20 protein-coding genes and 1 tRNA gene are annotated in these 18,320 nt (G+C 70.3%); 7 read left to right on the top strand and 14 right to left on the bottom strand.

What is annotated here, in order from left to right; genetic code table 11:
* Positions 1 to 75: 75 nt before the first annotated feature.
* From ftsY to WAT24_RS03930, 5 genes are all read left to right on the top strand, one after another.
* A complete protein-coding gene (gene ftsY, locus WAT24_RS03950) occupies positions 76 to 1,203 on the top strand; it encodes a signal recognition particle-docking protein FtsY (RefSeq protein ID WP_425605231.1) in 1,128 nt (375 codons plus the stop codon).
* Between the two features lie 12 nt (positions 1,204 to 1,215).
* Positions 1,216 to 2,268, top strand: a complete 1,053-nt coding sequence (locus tag WAT24_RS03945; RefSeq protein WP_336806532.1) for an AsmA family protein — start codon at positions 1,216 to 1,218, stop codon at positions 2,266 to 2,268.
* Complete coding sequence (gene mutY, locus WAT24_RS03940; RefSeq protein WP_336806531.1) at positions 2,265 to 3,356, top strand: A/G-specific adenine glycosylase; 1,092 nt, start codon at positions 2,265 to 2,267, stop codon at positions 3,354 to 3,356. The genes WAT24_RS03945 and mutY overlap by 4 nt, the downstream gene beginning before the upstream one ends.
* A 92-nt stretch (positions 3,357 to 3,448) precedes the next feature.
* The gene (locus tag WAT24_RS03935; RefSeq protein ID WP_336806530.1) at positions 3,449 to 3,724 is read left to right on the top strand and encodes an oxidative damage protection protein; all 276 of its coding nucleotides are present in this window, start codon (positions 3,449 to 3,451) and stop codon (positions 3,722 to 3,724) included.
* 69 nt (positions 3,725 to 3,793) lie between these two features.
* Positions 3,794 to 3,869: transfer RNA gene (locus WAT24_RS03930), tRNA-Phe, on the top strand.
* A 208-nt stretch (positions 3,870 to 4,077) separates the two neighbouring features.
* On the opposite strand, the gene WAT24_RS03925 is transcribed toward WAT24_RS03930, so the two are convergent.
* From WAT24_RS03925 to WAT24_RS03875, 11 genes are all read right to left on the bottom strand, one after another.
* Positions 4,078 to 4,824, bottom strand: coding sequence for a hypothetical protein (locus WAT24_RS03925; RefSeq protein ID WP_336806529.1), 747 nt, complete (start codon positions 4,822 to 4,824; stop codon positions 4,078 to 4,080).
* A 124-nt stretch (positions 4,825 to 4,948) separates the two neighbouring features.
* Positions 4,949 to 6,697, bottom strand: coding sequence for a tape measure protein (locus WAT24_RS03920; RefSeq protein ID WP_336806528.1), 1,749 nt, complete (start codon positions 6,695 to 6,697; stop codon positions 4,949 to 4,951).
* Between the two features lie 40 nt (positions 6,698 to 6,737).
* Positions 6,738 to 7,325, bottom strand: a complete 588-nt coding sequence (locus WAT24_RS03915) for a hypothetical protein (RefSeq protein ID WP_336806527.1) — start codon at positions 7,323 to 7,325, stop codon at positions 6,738 to 6,740.
* A complete protein-coding gene (locus tag WAT24_RS03910) occupies positions 7,322 to 7,630 on the bottom strand; it encodes a hypothetical protein (RefSeq protein WP_336806526.1) in 309 nt (102 codons plus the stop codon). Before WAT24_RS03910 ends, WAT24_RS03915 begins: the two co-directional genes overlap by 4 nt.
* Positions 7,627 to 8,142, bottom strand: coding sequence for a hypothetical protein (locus WAT24_RS03905; protein WP_336806525.1), 516 nt, complete (start codon positions 8,140 to 8,142; stop codon positions 7,627 to 7,629). The genes WAT24_RS03910 and WAT24_RS03905 overlap by 4 nt, the downstream gene beginning before the upstream one ends.
* Positions 8,143 to 8,144: 2 nt before the next feature.
* The gene (locus WAT24_RS03900) at positions 8,145 to 8,966 is read right to left on the bottom strand and encodes a hypothetical protein (RefSeq protein ID WP_336806524.1); all 822 of its coding nucleotides are present in this window, start codon (positions 8,964 to 8,966) and stop codon (positions 8,145 to 8,147) included.
* A 76-nt stretch (positions 8,967 to 9,042) separates the two neighbouring features.
* On the bottom strand, positions 9,043 to 9,492 hold the full coding sequence (locus WAT24_RS03895; RefSeq protein ID WP_336806523.1) for a hypothetical protein: 450 nt from the start codon (positions 9,490 to 9,492) through the stop codon (positions 9,043 to 9,045).
* Positions 9,493 to 9,637: 145 nt separating this feature from the next.
* Positions 9,638 to 10,813, bottom strand: coding sequence for an AAA family ATPase (locus tag WAT24_RS03890; protein WP_336806522.1), 1,176 nt, complete (start codon positions 10,811 to 10,813; stop codon positions 9,638 to 9,640).
* A gap of 66 nt (positions 10,814 to 10,879) precedes the next feature.
* The gene (locus WAT24_RS03885) at positions 10,880 to 11,296 is read right to left on the bottom strand and encodes a hypothetical protein (RefSeq protein WP_336806521.1); all 417 of its coding nucleotides are present in this window, start codon (positions 11,294 to 11,296) and stop codon (positions 10,880 to 10,882) included.
* Entirely contained in the window at positions 11,293 to 11,529 is a 237-nt protein-coding gene (locus tag WAT24_RS03880) for a helix-turn-helix domain-containing protein (protein WP_336806520.1), read from the bottom strand. Before WAT24_RS03880 ends, WAT24_RS03885 begins: the two co-directional genes overlap by 4 nt.
* 565 nt (positions 11,530 to 12,094) lie before the next feature.
* Positions 12,095 to 13,396, bottom strand: a complete 1,302-nt coding sequence (locus WAT24_RS03875; RefSeq protein WP_336806519.1) for a tyrosine-type recombinase/integrase — start codon at positions 13,394 to 13,396, stop codon at positions 12,095 to 12,097.
* 310 nt (positions 13,397 to 13,706) lie between these two features.
* Here WAT24_RS03875 and WAT24_RS03870 point away from each other — a divergent pair, with 310 nt between their 5' ends.
* Together WAT24_RS03870 and WAT24_RS03865 are read left to right on the top strand one after the other, a co-directional pair.
* Complete coding sequence (locus tag WAT24_RS03870; protein WP_336806518.1) at positions 13,707 to 14,549, top strand: PP2C family protein-serine/threonine phosphatase; 843 nt, start codon at positions 13,707 to 13,709, stop codon at positions 14,547 to 14,549.
* A 6-nt stretch (positions 14,550 to 14,555) separates the two neighbouring features.
* On the top strand, positions 14,556 to 15,494 hold the full coding sequence (locus WAT24_RS03865; RefSeq protein WP_336806517.1) for a LysM peptidoglycan-binding domain-containing protein: 939 nt from the start codon (positions 14,556 to 14,558) through the stop codon (positions 15,492 to 15,494).
* A gap of 4 nt (positions 15,495 to 15,498) precedes the next feature.
* Here WAT24_RS03865 and WAT24_RS03860 read toward each other — a convergent pair whose 3' ends face one another.
* The 3 genes from WAT24_RS03860 to WAT24_RS03850 all read right to left on the bottom strand — a co-directional run bounded on the left by WAT24_RS03860 (position 15,499) and on the right by WAT24_RS03850 (position 18,252).
* On the bottom strand, positions 15,499 to 17,229 hold the full coding sequence (locus tag WAT24_RS03860; RefSeq protein WP_336806516.1) for a protein kinase domain-containing protein: 1,731 nt from the start codon (positions 17,227 to 17,229) through the stop codon (positions 15,499 to 15,501).
* A complete protein-coding gene (locus WAT24_RS03855) occupies positions 17,214 to 17,627 on the bottom strand; it encodes an FHA domain-containing protein (protein ID WP_336806515.1) in 414 nt (137 codons plus the stop codon). Before WAT24_RS03855 ends, WAT24_RS03860 begins: the two co-directional genes overlap by 16 nt.
* A 400-nt stretch (positions 17,628 to 18,027) precedes the next feature.
* Positions 18,028 to 18,252: a hypothetical protein gene (locus WAT24_RS03850; RefSeq protein ID WP_336806514.1), complete on the bottom strand. Its 225-nt coding sequence runs from the start codon at positions 18,250 to 18,252 to the stop codon at positions 18,028 to 18,030.
* Positions 18,253 to 18,320 lie beyond the last annotated feature (68 nt).

The following is an 18,320-nucleotide window of genomic DNA, read 5'->3' as shown; positions in this document are numbered from 1 at the left end:
GGCGCGGAAGGCCCTCAGCGGCCAGTCTGGCAACGGGTGTTAGCATCCGCGCATTGTCTTAGAAGCGCCGCCGCAATGCTCAAGTTCTGGAAGAAGAAACCCGCCGAAACGACTTCGGAGCAGCCCGCGGATCCGGATCAGGCGTCCGCGGGCGAGCACGTCACCGACCCGGTCGCGCTCGACAGTGCCAGCTCCGCGCTGGACGAGGCCCGCGCCGAGCTGGCTCCCGCCGAGCCGGCGGTGGTCGACGAGCCGCCGCCGCCCGCCGCCGCCGAGCCGGCGCCGGCCAAGCGCAGCTGGCGCGAGCGGCTGGCCGGCAGCGGCTTCGCGCGGGGCCTGACCTCGTTGTTCGTGCGCCATCCGAAGCTCGACGACGATCTGCTGGACGAGCTGGAAACCATCCTGATCACCGCCGACGTCGGCGTGGAGGCGAGCACCAGCCTGGTCGAAGGCCTGCGCAGGCGCATGCACAAGCGCGAGTTCGCCGATGCCGACGCGCTGCTCGCCGCGCTGCGCGAGGCACTGGTGGCGATGCTGCTGCCCGTGCAGCAGCCGCTGCGGGTCGACGGGCGCAAGCCGTTCGTGGTGCTCACCGTGGGCATCAACGGCGTGGGCAAGACCACCACGATCGGAAAACTCGCCCGCCGGTGGCGCGACGAGGGCCGCCAGGTGCTGCTCGCCGCGGGCGACACCTTTCGTGCCGCGGCGGTCGCGCAGCTGAAGACCTGGGGCGAGCGCAACAACGTGCCGGTGATCGCCCAGGGCCAGGATGCGGACGCGGCCAGCGTGATCTTCGATGCCCTGCAGGCAGCACGCTCGCGCGGCGCCGAGGTGCTGGTCGCCGACACCGCCGGGCGCCTGCATACCCAGGGCGGCCTGATGGACGAGCTGTCCAAGATCGCCCGCGTGCTGAAGAAGCTCGATCCCGAAGCGCCGCACGAAGTGCTGATGGTCATCGACGGCACCACCGGCCAGAACGCGGTGAGCCAGGTGCGCCAGTTCCAGCAGATCGTGGGCGTCACGGGCCTGGTGGTTACCAAGCTCGACGGCACCGCCAAGGGCGGCGTGGTGTTCGCGCTGGCGCGCGAGTTCGGCCTGCCGATCCGCTTCGTGGGCCTGGGGGAAAGCGCCACCGACCTGCGCGAGTTCGACGCGCGCGCCTACGTCGACGGCCTGCTGCCGGCCACGCTGGCCCGTGCCTGAGCGCCGGTGCCGATGACGCGGCGGCTGCGCCTGTTCCTGATCGGCCTGGCCGGCGTGCTGCTGGCCGGGCTACTGGTGCTGCTCGTCACCGTCTACCTGCTGCTGCAACCGCAGCGCTTCACCGTGCTGCTGCAATCGCAGGCGGCCAAGGCCGGCCTGGACCTCAGCCTGGCCAGCCCGGCCACGCCCACGCTGTTTCCACGCCCCGCGCTGGAGCTGGAAGGCCTCACGCTCACCGCGCAGGGAGCGAGCATGCCGATCCTGCTCGCCGCCAGGGGCCGTCTCGCACTGCCCTGGCGCACCCTGTTCGGCGGGCCGACGGCAATCTCGCGGCTGGAGATCGACGCGCCGCGGGTCGACCTGGATGCGCTGCAGGCCTGGCTGTCCTCGCTGCCCTCGGGTTCCTCGGGCACGCCGGCGATCCCGCGCATCGACACCGGCGTGCGTATCGCGCGCGGCACCCTGGTGCGCAGCAACCACCTGCTGCTGCGCGACTTCGCGCTGGACGCCGGCAGTCTGCTCTCGGGGGAACCGTTCCCGCTGCTGGTCTCGGCCAAGGACGCCGCCGGCATCCCGATGCAACTGCGCCTGACCGCCACGCCACGCATCGAAGGCAGCGCCTTGCGACTGGACGACGTCGACCTCGAGCTGACGCGCGGCGCAATGCTGTCGGTGCGCCTGGCCGGCGAGGCGCACTGGCACGGCGCGGCCGATGCGGCGGCCACGCTGGCCGGCTCGCTGGAGGAAGTCGACGCCGGGCACTACGAGGTCTCGGTGCGGCTGACTCCCGCCAACCAGAACGATCCGCTGCTGCTCGCGCTGAAACTGGACGGCCCCGGCAACCACGTCGACCTGCGCCTGCCGCCACTGGCGTTGGCCCGCTGGTGGTCCCGGCTCGGCGACCCCGAGGGCCCGCGGCTCAGTGCACCGCCGGGAGCCGGCAGCGTGCAGGCGGCCGCACTGGACGCGGCGGGCGTGCACGTCGAAGGCCTGCAGCTGGAGCTCACGCCGGCCGCCGCGGCGAGCACGGCAGCCCCCTCGCGGAACGCCCCCGACACCCGATGACATCCACGCTCGCCGCTCGCCTGCTGCCCTGGTTCGACCGCCACGGGCGCCACGATCTCCCCTGGCAGACGAGCGCCGCCGATGGCCGCCGTGACGCCTACCGCGTGTGGCTGTCGGAAGTGATGCTGCAGCAGACCCAGGTCGCCACGGTGATTCCGTACTTCCGGCGCTTCACCGCGGCACTGCCGACCCTGCCGGCGCTCGCCGCGGCGGACGAGGACCAGGTGCTCGCGCTGTGGTCGGGCCTGGGCTACTACCGGCGCGCGCGTTTCCTGCACCGCGCGGCGCGGCTGTGCGTGGAACGCCATGGCGGCGAGCTGCCGCACGACTTCGACGCGCTCGCCGCCCTGCCCGGCATCGGCCGCTCCACCGCCGGTGCGATCCTGGCGCAGGCGCACGGCCAGCGCTTCCCGATCCTCGACGGCAACGTCAAGCGCGTGCTCGCGCGCTTCCACGGCATCGCGGGGCATCCCGGCCAGGCGAGGGTGGAGAAGCGCCTGTGGGAGCTGGCCGACGCGCACACGCCGTCCGCCCGCGTGGCCGACTACACCCAGGCGATCATGGACCTGGGCGCCACCGTCTGCACGCGCACGCACCCGCTCTGCGCGGCCTGCCCGCTCGCCGCCGACTGCGTCGCGCAGCGCGAGGGGCTCACGGCGCACCTTCCCACGCCCAGGCCCGGCAAGGTGCTGCCCACACGCACCACGACCATGCTGGTTCTGCGCGACACGGCCGGTCGCGTGCTGCTGGAGCGGCGTGGTCCGGACGGCGTGTGGTCGGGCCTGTGGAGCCTGCCCGAGGCGCCCGACCACGAGGCCGCCTGGCGGCTGGCGCAGACCCACGCGCGGCTGGATGACGCGCAGCCGCTGGCACCCTTCGTCCACGTCTTCAGCCACTATCGCCTCGCGGTCGAGCCCCTGCTGTTCGAGGGCGCGACACCGCACGGCGGCATCGCCGATAATGCGGCGCTGCGCTGGTACGCCCGCGACGCATGGCCGGCCCTTGGCCTGCCCGCCCCGGTGCGTACCCTGCTCGCAACATTGCACCCACCGCTCGCGCCAGGCACCAGCCGTCCGCGCCGAGCGTAGCCCGCACGCGCGGGCGGAGTCGGTGCCGCGACAAGCGGCCTCCGGCCCGGCCCGTGGCCTACGCTCGGGGCGAACGGCACGAGGAGTTTCCCATGTCCCGCATCGTCCATTGCGCCAGGCTCGGCATCGATGCCGAAGGCCTCGACTTCGCCCCCTGGCCGGGCCCGCTCGGCCAGCGCATCTACGAGCACGTCTCCAGGCAGGCCTGGCAGCAGTGGCTCGCCCACCAGACCATGCTCATCAACGAGTACCGGCTCAACCCGCTGGACCCGAAGAGCCGGCAGTTCCTCGGCGAGCAGATGGAGAACTACTTCTTCGGCGGCGACGTCGCGCAACCGGCCGGCTACGTCGCGCCCGACCGGCCTTGACGCCCGCCTTCACATCCGATTTAATGCGCGGCTCCACGCAGCACGCGACACGCGTCCTGCCCTCTTTCCGGCCGGGTAGCTCAGTTGGTAGAGCAGGGGATTGAAAATCCCCGTGTCGGCGGTTCGATTCCGTCCCCGGCCACCATGAAAAACGTAAGCCCCGCAAGGCTTTAGGCCGGTGCGGGGCTTTTCGTTTCTGGCGCGCTACCCGCTCGGGGTCACACCGGGGTCACACACGCGCGGCTCGCTCTTGCTCGCCCTTGTCGTCGTCGCAAGCGGTCGGGTTCGATTCGTGGTGTAGGTGCTCGCCTACCGGCATAGCGGAACCGCCACGGCGCGGCCGGCGGGCTCGGCTATGACAGTGAGGCGCGCCACTTGTCGCAGCCGGACAAGGCGATGAATTGCGGCCCGGGGAACCGGTGCACCGCCCGAATCAGGTCGCCAGGAATCGCGCGCACCGAATAGTGCTCGACCTCAACGGGCTCAGTCACGGGCTCGCCGTGGTGGATAAGATCACGCCTTGCAACGGACGTCGCCACTCGGAATGTGTTCGGCAGCCACGCCAGAGGCACGTCGGCCTCAACGATGCAAGGCACTCCAAGCCGGCGCAGCAAGGAAGCGGCCTGCCCGTCCGGGTCGTGAGGCCCGTAAATCGCTTCACCGCCCCAGTAGTTAAACAGGCGATAGAGGCCGCCTTCGCCCGCCTCACGAGGTGGAAAGAAACAAAACCAGATCATGCTGGCGCGGTTGGGCGCGTGGCCTTGATGACCCGCACGCAAGGCGTCGGCGACGATCGCCGGAAGCGCCCCTCGCTGCTCTTGGACGGTGATACGGCGCTCGATCAGAGCTGCACTCAGGGGCTCCAGGCCGTGCGCCTCCACGCAGGTCGCCTCGTCCTCGGTGAGGCGCGTGCAGTGCCACCCTCGGACGCAGTACGGCTGCAGCGCGTGGCCGAGCGCGGTGATCGTGGGATCAAAGGCGGTCGCCTTTTTCGCCGGCAGATCAAGCTCCCACGCGCGCATGATCGGGCGGATCTCGTCGAGCACGACCTTCAAGGGATCGGGCCATTCGTCCGGCCGGTCGAGATTCAAGAGCAGCATCAGACGAGCCTAGCATTTGACCCCGTCGAACCGGGGCCGGCTAGGCGGGCGGGAGCCAGAAAGGCCCGGCATCCTGCGGGGCCCTCCAGAATGCTGACGGCCGTGGTGGCCGTCGACGCTCGGGCTACCAAACTCCCGCCATCGCGTAGCCCTGATTAACCTGCATCTCCGGTGCCGCCCCTCGCTGTTCGCTGGTGACGCGTACACCCTTTGGAAGGTTGGTGAAGTCGACCAGTAGCCGCGATTCACCGCCACGCGCCGCCTGCGCGGCCCCTCGCGCGACCGTGGCCGCGCCCGCGGGTGCCGCCCCAGCTGCAGGCGCTGCCGCGGCGATGTCGGCGATGCCGAGCTTTTTCTGCAGCCACTTCGGCAGGTAGGTCGCGATCGCCGCAACCTTGTCCCGGATCACTTCACCCAAGTTCCAGTTGCTGAGCCAACCCATGAGGCCCTCGATCGCCTTTCGGATCAGCGCGATCGGATTCATGACCTCCCACGTCTTGACGATGGCGTTGATGTACTTGCCGTACTTTTTGTAGATGTGGTCCCAGGTCTCGACGAAGAAGCCTTTGACCGCGCTCAGCGCGCCCATCAGCGGAGCGAACAGGTTCTCGCCGAGCCAGCGCGAGATCGGCTCCCAGTGCCGGTAGATATAGATGCCCGCCGCAGCCACGGCCGCCAGGCCGGCGAGAATCCAGCCGATGGGCGTCGTCAGAATCGCCAAGCCGAGCGCCTTCACGGCAACGGCCGTGGCTGCGATGGCGGGAATGACCATCGCCGCTAGCGTTCCGGCGACCGCCGCCAGCACGACGTTTCCCGTGCCGAACGTGTCGCATAGCCAGCCGATCGCGCTGGTGACCGGCTCGACCGCCTTTTTCAGGGCCTCCCATTTCTCGGGGAGTTTCTGCAGCCACGTCCAGGCGCGCTCGAAGGCGTGAGTGAGCTTCTGGCCTACGGCCTTCGCCAGCTTCTGCAGGGCGCCCGACTTCGCCATGGCGTCGACCTTGGCCAGCAGCCCGGACAGCTTCTCGCGGAGTACGTCGAACACTCCGTTTTGCATCACCAGCAGCTTGAAGCGGTCCCATTGGTCGCCAAGGTTGCTCATCATCCCGCCCCAAGTGCCGGAGAGCTTGTCCATGGCGCCGCCGTATTTCTGGTTCCAGATCGCCTGCAGCGTGGCTTGGATCGCGGCTCGGCTGTTCTTGTCCGCCGCTACGCGCATCGTCTGGCCGTCCTGCGTGTACTCGTAGACGAATTTGCTGCCGACAGCCCGGGCCTTGATGCCGAACTCCTTCAGGCGCTCGTTCTCGCCGGTGACCGCATCGGCGATCGCCTCGACCGCGGACTCGAGCGGCTTGCCCATCGCCGCGGCGGTGTCGCCCAGGGTCTTGAGGCTGCCGTTGGTCGGATCAAAACCGTAGGCGCGCAGCTTCACGAACTGGTCGGTGACCTCCTTCATGCTGTAGGGCGTCTTGGCCGCGAAGTCGGAGATCCACGCCATGGACTTGTCGGCCTTGGCGCTGCTGCCTTCCAGCGTGGTCAGGATCGTCCGGAACCGCTCGAACTCGGCCGCGGTGTCGACGAACTGGGTCTTGAACACGTAGGCGAAGCCGGCGCCGGCGGCGGTGAGCCCACCGAAGGCACGGCCCAGGCGGCTCAGGCTCCGACCCCAGGCGTCCGTCGCGCGGCCCGCTTGCCCGATGGCGCCGCGGATCACCGGCAGGCCGCCACGGGCGCCCACGGTGGCAACGCTGGCATTAACCCGCCGGGCGACGACGCCGATTCGCTCGACAGCGCCTTGCACCGCCCGTAGGGGGGCGGTGACGCGATCAATCCCGCGGATCGTTATCTTGAGTGGAAAGTTGGCGTTAGCCACTGTGAATCCCCTTTGGTCTGGTGTGTGGTTGTGGCGGCTGCTAGAACAGGCCAGCGCCCGCGGTGATCGCCGCAGGTGCGGAAGCGATGCGGTGCAACTCGGTCAGGGCGTGCCGGCACTCGTGATCGATGCGCGCGGCGAGCGTCACGCCGGCAGGACCGATCGCGCGCAGGCGTTCGGCGTCGAGCGCGTGGGCGCGCAACGCTCCCTTGGCGGTCAGCCGCGTGTCGGCCTCGACCGCCTGCAGCGCACGGCGCATAGCCGCATGGATCGCGTCCAGGTCCTCCGGCCAGCGGCCAGCCGCGGCCACGTGAAGCGCAGCGCTGTACGCCAGGCAAGCGCGCGCGAAGTCGGCAATGCCGGGGCCATCCTCGAGTCGGTGCAGCTCGAGCAGGCGGCGCGCAGAGCGGGCCAGCGTGTCGCCAGCCAAGCCCGCGGCATCCTCGGCGGTGCTTGGCGATGCGCCAGGCTCGGGCCCCTGCCAGCCATCGGCACCGGTGCCGTCGAGCAGTGCCGCCATCGCACGGCCAGCGGTAGCGAGGGCGCTCATCAGGTGCTCGGCCACGTCGTGTGCGGCATGCAGCCGGACGCGCTCGGCCATGTTGGCGTCTGCGTTGGTATCGATCATCGGTTGGTTCCTCCGTTGATGATGTGTTGCGGGTACAGGCGTCGCGCCCGATGAGTCAGGCCGGCGGGGATATGGTCGGCAAGAGCCGCCAACGCGAACCCTCGCCACCGGCAGCGCGTGCGCTCATCGCGCGGCGTCGGGAAGGTGGCCAGGCGCGCGAGGCGATCGTTTGCGCGCAAGAGGCGCCAGCAGGCGGCAATCAGTGCACGGTCATCGTCTGCCAGTGCGGCGCGGGCCAAGGCGTGGCGGGCGGCCCGGAACGCCAGGCGCGCGCGGTGAAGCGCGTCGGTATCGTGGTCGGTCATGCGGCAACCTCCTCGGCGTCGGTGCCGTTGGCGACCTCCTCGAGCGCTTCGTCAATCAGCCGTTCCAGCTCCTCCACCCCGTCCACGGTGAGGCTTGGGAGGCGGCCACGGGCGCGCGAGGGCACGCCACGCAGGCGGCTGACGGCGCCGCGCACCATCGCGGCGTACTTCAGCCGAACCGCCTCGGCGTCGACCAGCTCGCCACGCTCCCGCGCCATGCGCAACTCCACGTGCTCGCGCTGCGCCTTCGCGAGCCGAGCACGCTCTGTCGCCAGGTCGAGCACCTCGCCGCCGTCGCGAACCTCGGCGGCACGCCCGGCCGCCACTTCGCGCAGGTGCGCGGTATAGGCCGCCACCGCCTCGGCGAAGGGATACCGGCCGCGCGGTGTGCGCGGGACCACGCTCAGCTCTGCCAGCTCGCGCAGGCGCCGGGGTCCGATCCCCAGCAGCTGCGCGAGGGTAGCGGCGCTGACCTCCGCCGGGAGGGTGTCGGTGGTCGCCGCTCGCGGCACGGTTAGCGCGCCTCGCCCTGCTTGACGATGTACGCGCCCTCGCGGTCCGTGTCCGGCAGGATCACCCGTGCCGCCGTGAGGTCCGGTGCCGATCGACCCGGGACGAAACGCCGCTCCACGCGAAGACGCGTCGCACGCTGGGGCATGTCGCCGAGCACGCTTCGCCCATCGCTCCGCTCGCCGATCACCTCACGTCCACTGGCGGCATCGATCACCGCTGCACCGCCGCTCAGAACCTCGAACTCGACTTCCTCGAATGCACCCGGCCGCGTGCGGCGCTCGTGGGGGAGGGCGAGCGCGTCGGCTTCAGCGTCGAGCCCGGCATCGCGCGCGGCGCGGCGGGCGGCGATCACCTCGCCCTGCATCGCGCGCAGCTCTTCCAAGAGCGCGGCCACGGTGCGCGCTGCGGTGGGGTAATCCGTCGCCACGATTGCCTCGGCTCGCGCGGCGGCTTTCGTGGCTGACTTCAGCTTGGCCCGGGCGTCGGCCTGACGCTCGGCGGTGGCGACCTCGGCCAGGCGCTGGTCGGCGCGCTCGATCGCCAGGCGCAGGCGGTTCACCTCACGCTGGAGGCGCGCTCCCTCCTCGGCGTGTGCGCGCTCGGCGTCGTCGCCGCGCAACTGCGCATCCTCGGCGCCGTCGGTGTGGCGGGTCACGGCGCGCTCGGCCATCGCCAGGCGCTCGCGCAGCATGTCACCGATCTTGACGCCCGCGGCGACCGAATCGAACGCGAGCAGATCGACCAGGTTCTGGCCGTCGGCGATCATGTCGCCGGCTTGCAGCTGTCCCGCCCTCGGGCCGCGGTTGGTGTTGCTGGTGGTCATCGTCGTGTTTCTCCGTTTGGTTGATCGCGCGGATGCCGGCGCGCTCGGCGTGTTTTGTCGGGCGGGGACGGCGCGTCTAGGCGCCCGTGGCTGCGCTTTCAGGCGCTTCGGTATGCTCGGAGGGGATCGGGCTGGTCTCGGTACTGCACGGGCCGCAGGCGTGCGCTGTGGCGGTGGAAGGCCCCATAGGCGCGCCTTCCACTACGGAAGCCCCGCGGTCGTCGTCCCCCGTATCCGTTTGCCTCGGGGAAGGACCCGCGATTTCCCCAGCAGGGGAGGAAGGCGCGGCCACGGTCGCGCACGTGCGGTAGGCAGAGGCGAGCCCCGGACCAGCGGCGAGCGTGTGCAACTGGTCGCGCAGGTGGTGCAGCTCGCCGAAGGCGGCAAGCGCGTGGGTGCGTGGCGGTTGCCAGGAACGCGCACCCGATCGGGCCAGCATCGCGTCGAGCGTGACCATCGCCGCATAGGCGCGGTCAAGCGCGGCAGCAGTTGCCGCATGGTCGATTTCGGGAGTCGGGATCGTCATCGTGTCCTCGGGCTATCAGGTGTCGGTGCGTTCATCGTTCGATGTGCGTTCGATTGCTTTGAACGCGCATTGCATCGAACGCGCACCGCGCGTGCGTTCGATTGCGGGGGGTATGGGGGTTGTACGCACGCACGAATTGCACGCATCAGGAAGCGCTCCCTGCCCAGGTCGGCGGGGTCTTGTGCTTGTCCGGAGCCCCCGGGCCAATGGCCCATTTCTCGGTCTTGTTGCGGCTGGGGGTTACGCAAACCTCGCGCACGATCCAGCCTAGGCGGTCGAGCCGCGTCAGTGCCGCCCAAAACCTCGACTTGTCGACCGCCCACGCGGGAAACTCGGGCATCGTCTTGAGCGCCGCGTATGCCGTATGGCCGCCGTTGCGGGCGGTGTAGACGGTCACGCCGCCATGCACGGCCAGCGCCAGGCAGCGCATCACGTCCTCGTTGTCTTGCGCGGTTGCGTGCGTCTCCGCAGGGTCGATTTCGTTGCCATCGGTCGGCACCAGCACGCCGTCGGGGTTCCACCTCAGCCGCAGCGGTTCGGCTAGAGGCCCCAAGTTGTTTTTTTCCTGCCGCAGCTCGATCGCGTTGCCCTCGCGCAGCAACGCAAGGCGAGCGCGCGCGCTGTTGTGCCAGGCAGTCGAGCCGCTGTAGTTGTCGCCGCGGGCTCCAAAGCGGGCGGCGGCCTTGTCGATATGGGCAAGCAACAGCACCGCCGCACCGTTGGCGCGCGCGAGGCCGGCGAGCAGGCGCATGAAGGCGCGCACGGACCGGCGATCGTTCTCGTTCGCGTCGAAGGCGTCGCTGGCGTTGTCGACCACGATGAGGCGCGCGCCTACCGCGGCGGCCTGCAGCTCGGTGAAGGTGGCCGTGGCGACCGTGTCACGGGTGCCTGCTACGGCGATTTCCGTTGCCAGCGTGGCGTTGCCGGCCGTACCGTCGAGCAGGACCAGGTTACGGGCGATGGCAACAGCGTCGAGCCCGTAGGCCCGGCAGACGCGCTTGAGGCGGAACCGCACCAGGTGGCCGTCATCTTCGAGCGAGACAAACAGCACGCGACCAGGCCGGCATTCGTGGCCGGCGAATGGCGCGCCTGCAGCCACGTGCGCGGCGATGGTGAGCGCCAAGATGGACTTGCCCGCGCCACCGTGGCCGCCCAGCAGCACAAGCGCGAGAGGGATCAGGTCGGCGACGGCGTACTCGGTCCGCGGGAGCACTGCGCGCTCGATATCGTCGACCGGGACCGCGCGCAGGTTAGGAGCTGGCACCTCGGCCTCGTCGGGGCGGCGCCGGGGCGGCGGCTTTTGAGCAGCGGTATCAGCCATGGCGCGCACCGTAGAGCGCGCCGAACGCCCGCGCCTGACCCAAAACTTTCAACGGCTTGACTTCGGTCACGCACGCGGCTCCCACGCTAGGAGCTGCTCGGCTTCGACGAGCGCGACCAGTACCAGCGGCAACGCCGGCGATTTCCGAGCCCACGCGCGAAGCGCCTTGTGGGCGGCCCGACGTTCGGCGCGCGGCGCCCACGCTGGCATGGTCGCCAGGCGTCGCGCCAAGGCCACGTCGCCGCCGTCGTCCTCTTGCAGGGCGATGGCGATCGCCACCCGCTCCGCGTCGCGGAACGCCCAGACGCCGTCCTCGAGCACCGCCCAGCCGCGGCCGGGGATGTAGATGAGCGATCGCCACCATTTCATGGCAAGGCGAGCAGCCATCGCTTCGGCGGAAGTGTGGACGAGATGCGCAGCCACGGATGCAGGCGCGGTCAGCTCGCCGGGACGCGGCCAGCGGATGCGAGCCGGTTCGATCACTTCGCACCCTCACCCGTCGACGTAGACGAACGCGCGTCCAGCCAGGCCAGCAAATCGGTGCGACGGTAGCGAACCGCGCGGCCAAGCTTTACGAATGGGATGCCGTGGCGGCCGGTTGAGCGCCAGACGGCGAGCGTCGCCTCGGTGGTCCGCAGCAGGTCGGCGGCTTCGGCAGGCGTCAGCAGTTCAGGCGGGCGGTCCGCCGGGGAAGGAGTCAGATCGAAATGATGCATGGGCCAAACCTCGCAGGGGGTGTGCGGGGTTTAGCTTCGTTACACGGCAGCGCGCTCGGTAGCTGCCAAAGTGGCCCATTAATTCTTCGCCGCAGTCTCGATGAGGGCCAGCAACTCCGCCCGCGAACGGGGATCGCGAAGAACGGCCGCCATTGACTGTTTCACGCGACCACGGCGCGCCTTTCGGCGCATGGCGTGCCATCCCTTTACGGCGGCATCCCACGGCAGGTCATCTAGACATTCAAGCCCCGGCAACCATTGGCGTTGCCCATCGGGGCCAAGAGGTGCCAGGCAGTCACGGATTCGCAAGGCTTCGCGTATCCCGCGCATCGGTGCGAAAACACGCGAGCCGTTGACCACAAGCGGACTCATGGCGCGACGGGCGCCGGGGCCATACTTCGCCACGTCGCGCTTCACTTGCGAGCGGGAGCGGCCTGTCGCCTGAACAGCGCGCGCCGTAGCGCAGTGCTGGCCTTTCGTAGCCGCGTGCCATTCATGCGCCCAAGCTGCAGCCAGCGCGTCCCGCTGGTCCTTTGCCGTCTCCCGCTTGGCCGGTCGTCCTCGCTTAGCCACGGCGCGCCCTCCCCGCCTCGATTTCCACAACCTTGCCCGTCGGTGCGCGGCCAGCGGTGCGCAGGATGAATGACTCGATCAACTCCATGGGCGCCCGTAGGCGCTCGACGTCGATCACCACGTAACCGGCGGTGACGTCGCCCTCGTTCCGGTGATTCAGCAGCCGCTTGAGCGCGTACCCGGGCACGTCCAGGGATTCGGCGATGCTGGCGAACGTGCGCCGCAGATCGTGCGTTGAGAAAGCCACGCCGCAAGCTTCGGTGATCCGGGCGATCGGCTTTGCCGGCGTGTTGAGGTAGCCGGCCGCGCCCGTGCTTGCGAACAGGTATTCGCTCCCCGACGCGCGCGCCGCCGCGATGCGCCGCTGTAGCAGGGCCAGCACGTGCGGACCAACCGGGAGCGTGTGCGGGTCGCGGTTTTTGGTGTCCGTGACGGTGAACCGCTTGCCGCGCAGGTTCACGTCAGCCACGCGCAGGCTTGCCGCCTCGTTCCGGCGCAGGCCGGTGAACAGGCACAGTTCCAGGAAGTCAGCGGCCACCGGCGCCCGTTCCCGCTCGGCGTCCACGGCCGCCAGCCATGCGGCCAGCTCGTCGCGCTCGATCCGACGGCGCCGGCGGTCGACACGGTTCCACGCCTTGAGCGCGGACAGGCGACGCACGGGGTTGTCCAGGATGATCGGGCGCCCGGCTTCGTCCTCATATTTCGCGGCCGCGTAGTTCAGCAGCGCGCGCAGGATGCGCCCCACCCGGTTTGCCGCTGCAGGGCCGCCCACGCTCACCTTCCGCTTCCGGCCCATCGCATCCTTCCGAACCGCCGTGGTCGCCTTCGATAGCTTTCGGTGCAGGCGCTCCACGTCGTCGCGCGTGATTTCGACCACAGGCCGCGGCAGCCAGTCCGCGAGGTGGCGCTCTACCGTTTCGGCGTATTCGGTTGCGGTCGACGGTTTGAGGTCGTGCGCGCCCAGGTAGTCCGCCAGTACGTCCCCGAGTGTGACGCCACGCGCGCGCTTGGCGCGATGCTCGGCGGTGACGCTCCGGCCTTCGGCCAGGGCCGCCACGTGGCCCAGCGCGGCGCGCCGTGCGGCTTCTACCGTGACCTCCGGGAACCGGCCGACGGTGATCCGCTCGAGCTTGCCCGTGCCACGCACCCGCCGACGCACATAGAACGTCCGGACGCCCGCGGGCGTGATTCGCAGCTCAAGGCCCGGGGTTTTTTCGTCGGTGTAGGTCTCACGGCCGGTGGTCGGCAACGGCAGCCCAAGCAGGACGGATTTCGTGAAGTTGAGGCGCGGCATGGTGGCTCCGGTTTCCGCTCGGGGTCACACCGGGGTCACACTTTGGGGCGATTTCGGCCCATCCCGGCTAACTTCCGTTTAGATAAGGATGAACGCAAACGCCTGTTCTGTAAAGGGTCACTTAGTCCCGTTATCCCCGGCTAGGATCAGGGATAGAAAATTGAAAATCCCCGTGTCGGCGGTTCGATTCCGTCCCCGGCCACCATCGCAGCAACGTCGACCCCGCAGGCCTGCGCCGCGGGGTTTTTCGTGTCCGCCGAGGCGGGGCGGGGCGTTATGCTCTGCGCATCTTCGGACGAGGGGCCGGACGATGGATCAGCCGATCGAGAGCCAAGCCGTGCCGTCGGTGGTCGCCGGCCGCGCGCGCGGCGGACGACCGACCCAACAGGACGAGCTCGTCTGCCTGCACGATGCGGCGACCGATGCGCGCCTGCTGGTGCTGGCCGACGGCATGGGCGGGGACGGCGCCGGCGAACTGGCCGCCGCTGGCGTGGTGGAGATCGCGCGGCGGCTTTGGAGCCAGGGCCACTGGCGCGGCCAGCCCGGACCGCTGTTCCTCGAGGAGCTCTGCCAGGCGGCGCATGCCGAATTGCGCAGGCGCGGCGAAGGCCTGGCCGGCGCCGAACCCCACTCCACGGTGGTCGCGCTGCTGCTGCGCGGGCGGCGCGCCTGCTGGGCCCACGTCGGCGACAGCCGGCTGTACCGCTTCCGCCACGGCCGCTGCCTCGGACGCACGCGCGACCACAGCGTGGCGCAGCGCAAGGTCGAGCGGGGCGAGCTGCAGGCCGAGGCGGTCGCTACCGATGTCACCCAGCACATGCTGCTGCGTGGCCTGGGTGGCCCGCAGCCGCCGCAGGTCGAGCACGGTTTCGCCGCGTTGCGCCCGGGCCAGGCCTTCGTGCTGTGCAGCGACGGCGTGTGGGAGCGGCTGTCCACCGACGAGCTGGCCAGCGCGGCGCGCCGGCGCAACCAGCGGCGCGCCTTGCACGATGCGCTGCGGCTGGCCGTGGAGCGCGGCGGCGAGGACGGCGACAATGTGTCCTTGATTCTCGCGCGGATAGGCTGGATGCAGTGGTGGCGATCGCGCGTGCGCCGCTGGTGGAGCGTACTTGCCCGCGGCTCCGCCGCGCACCAGGCCGACGCGGTGGCCTGACCGGACATGAGAGGTTACGTGCAGTACATGGCATGCAAGTGGAATCCGTCCCGGCGCGGCGCCCGGCCGCCGATGCGCCGGCTCGCGATCGGCCTGCTGCTGGCGGCAGCCGGGCTGGGCGGCTGTGCGCAGCTGCACCAGCTCAAACAGAAGATCGGCGAGCACGACCGTAGCCCCGCGGTGGCGCCGACGCCCGTGCCGCGCACCGTGGAAAGGGAATCGCCGCCACCGTCGCTCGCCAGCATCGTCGACGACCAGTTGCAGCTGGGCCACTATGCCGAGGGCGAACGCCAGCTGCGCCGCTACCTGCAGGCCTACCCCGACGACCATGCGGCGCAGGCGCTGCTGCAGCAGCTCACGGCCGACCCCGAGGAGGCGCTGGGCCGCAACTCGCGCCCCTACGTGGTGCGCCCGGGCGACTCCTACAGCACGCTGGCTGCACGCTTTCTGGGCGATGCCAGCCGCTTCCTGATCCTCGCCCGCTACAACGGCTCGACCAACCCCTCGCTGCTGCAGGCCGGGCAGCGGCTGCGTCTGCCGGCGCGGCCTGCGCGGCTGGCGTCCGCCACGCAGCCCGAGCGTGCCGTCCAGGACCAGCCCGCCCCGCCACCGGAAGACACCGACAACATGGCCAAGGCCCGGCGGCTGCAGGACGAGAGCCTGGCACTGCTGCACAAGGGGCAGAAGGCGCAGGCCCTGGAGCGCATGGACGAGGCGCTGGACACCGATCCGCGGTTGCCGCCGGCGGGCGCCGATGCAATGGCGCTGCGCAAGCAGCTGGTGTCGGTCTACCACCAGCGCGCGATCGTGCTGTACCGCGACCAGCAGCTGGACGAAGCCATCGCGTTGTGGAACCGCGTGCTGGCGATCGACCCGGGATTCGAGCCGGCGACCGTCTACCGCGCCCGCGCACTCGAGCTCAAGCAGCGCCTGAAGCAGTTCTGAGGCGCTAGTCGCGCGGCGTGGCGTCCTCTGTCTCGCGCGGCGCCGGCAGCAGCCGGGTCGGCAGCTCCTGCGCCGGGATCGGCGCGACGTTGCGCCGCCGCGGCCGGCGTTCGCGCGCCTGCAGGGCGTTGCTCATCAGGTTGAAGGCGGCGAACAGGCGGCCGAGTTCGTCGTGGCGGACCAGCCGGATTCGGTGGCTGAAGTCGCCCCGCCCCACGCGCAGCATCGCCTGGCCGAGCACGTCCAGCAGCGCCAGCAGCCGGCGGAACAGCCAGTACGCCGCGCCGGTCACCGCCACCAGCGTCACCAGCAGCACCGCGACGATCACCCTAAGGGTGACCTTCTGCGCCGCGCGCAGCGGCGCGTCGCTGATGCCCAGCCGCAACTGGCCGACCTGCGCGGCCTGGTAGCGCACGGGCACGTCGAACACCAGCATCTGCCCGGGATCGCCGCCGTCGGGCAGGCGCACCCGGTAGCTGACGATGTCGTCCGAGACCGGCAGGAAGTCGCTCGCCGTGCGCGCGGGCAGCCTGCTGCCCACCTCGTCCGCGCGGGTGCTGGCGATCACCTCGCCGTAGTGGTTGGCGATCGCCAGGTAGTAGATCTGCCGGTTGCGGGAAATGTCCTGCACCAGCGCGCGGGTCGCCGCGCGGTCGTCCAGCAGCAGGTTCTCCGCGGCCTCGCCGGCGACCATGCGTGCGAGCGAGCGCCCGTAGTCCAGCGCCAGCCCGGTCACCGCGTCGTTCTGCTTGGCGTAGATCGCGGCCAGGCCGATCAGCAGGGTCAGGCTGAGCACCGCGGCAAGGATGCCCGCCCAGCGCAGGCGCAAGGAGATCAGCCGCGTGGCGAGCGGCTTTTCGTGCAGCCGTTCGTATTCGCGCAGGGCCAGACGCAGGTCCTCGATCAGCTCCGCGCCACGCTGGTAACGGTCCTGGGCTGCCGGCGCCAGCAGCGTCTGCACGATGTCGAACAGGATCGTCGGAGTGAGCGGATCGCGCGGCTGCAGCGGCGGATGCGGCTGGCGCTGGCGCTCGGCCAGCAACTGGCGCACGTCGCCGGTCTCCGACCAGGGCAGCTTGCCGGTCAGCAGCCAGTACAGCATCACGCCGAGCGAGAACAGGTCGCTGCGCGCATCCGTCGGTTCGCCGCGCAGGTGTTCCGGCGCCATGTACGCCGGGGTGCCTCCGACCTCGCGCCGGCGCACGCCCGCGGACGAGGCATCACGGCGCTCGGCGATGCCGAAGTCGCTCACCTTGGCGTGCCGCCAGCCGTCGGAGAGCATGATGTTCTCCGGCTTGATGTCCTGGTGCACCACGCCCTGGGCATGGGCGTAGTCCAGCGCGCCGGCCACCTGCTCGACCAGCGCGATGGCGACCGGCAGCGACGGCAGGCCTTCATGGGCGACCTGGCCGGCCAGCGTCTCGCCGGAAAGCCGCTCCATCGCAATGTAGGGACGGCCGTCGTCCATCTCGCCGACGTCGAACAGCGTGACGATGTGCGGATGGTTGAGATGCCCCACGGCGCGGGCCTCGGTGATGAAGCGCGCGCGGTAGGCGGGATCCGCCGCCACGCTGCCGCGCAGGCACTTGATCGCGACCGGGCGTTCGATCTCCGGATCGAAACCGGCGTAGACCACCGCCATCGCTCCGGCGCCCAGCACGCCCTCGATGCGGTAGCGCCCCACCGTCGGCGGGACGCTCCGCTCGTCCGGGCCGTCGTTCAGATCAGCCACCATGCCACCGCCCCCAGGGCGAGCAGCGCCACCGCGCTGAGCGCGAACCAGCCGCGCCGCGCGGCACTGGGCCCGGTGTCGCGTTCGCGCGTCAGAAAGGTGAACTCGACCTGGCCGAAACGCACGCGGTCGCCGTGCTTGAGCGAGGCCTCGTGGATGCGCTTGCCGTTGACGAAGGTGCCGTTGGTCGAAAGGGTGTTCATCACCGCGTAGTGGCCCTGCTGGATCATGATCCAGGCATGCGAGGCCGATACGCTCATGTCGTCCAGCACCAGATCGTTGTCGCCACGCCGGCCGATCGTCAGGCGTCCGGGACGCAGGGAAAAGCGGCGCCCCTCGAAACCGGGACTCGCGCCTTCCAGCACCGGCTCGCTGACGCTGGCGCGGCCGGCGGCGGGCATGGTCTCCCGCGCGTAGCGACGCAGCTCTTCGGCGGAAAAGAGCCGGGTGCCCTGCGGCCCGGACGAGGGCGCGCTCCGGGAAGGTGCGGGTATCTGGCCACGGCCGTTCATCGAAAAGCCTCGGTCGGGAAATCCCAGCACTATAACCAAGCGCCCGTCATCAAGGCATGGGGCGACCTGCCGGGTTCAGCTTCGGGCCATGCATCCGCGCGATACGCCGGCACCCCGCCCGGTCCGCCGCCGTCATGGCGGATGCTCCCTGCCGCGCCGTGAAAACGATTACCGCACCGCCTGCTACGGCCAGGTTGCAGGCGCGCGGGGAACGGCGAGGCGCCGCGGCGAAGCGGGTCCGTGGGATCGGTGGGACGCGCGGCCGGTCGTTTGCGGCGCGATCGGCCGGTCAGGCCGCCTCGGGCAGGGCGTAGTGCGCCAGCCGGATGGCCGCGTCCGGGCCCGGCAGCAGCACCGACACGGTGTGGCCGGAACGACGGTGTTCGTCGCGCGCCAGTTCGCGCGCGAGTCTGATCGCGGGGCCGAGCTTCAACCGGTGGAACAGGGCGACCGAGTCGCGGCACACGTTCCACTTGCCGCCGTCGCACTCAACGAGCGAGATGACGATCTTCATGACGCGCTCCGGGGAGACCTGCGCCACTGTGCGCGAATGCGTGAATTTCGCGTAGAGGCGGCGAGCGC

It is taken from the genome of Fulvimonas yonginensis (assembly GCF_037137055.1).
In the GTDB taxonomy this organism is placed as follows: Bacteria; Pseudomonadota; Gammaproteobacteria; order Xanthomonadales; family Rhodanobacteraceae; genus Frateuria_A; species Frateuria_A yonginensis.
The sequence above is the reverse complement of the archived record's forward strand: the minus strand, read 5'-3'. Positions and strand labels throughout refer to the sequence as shown.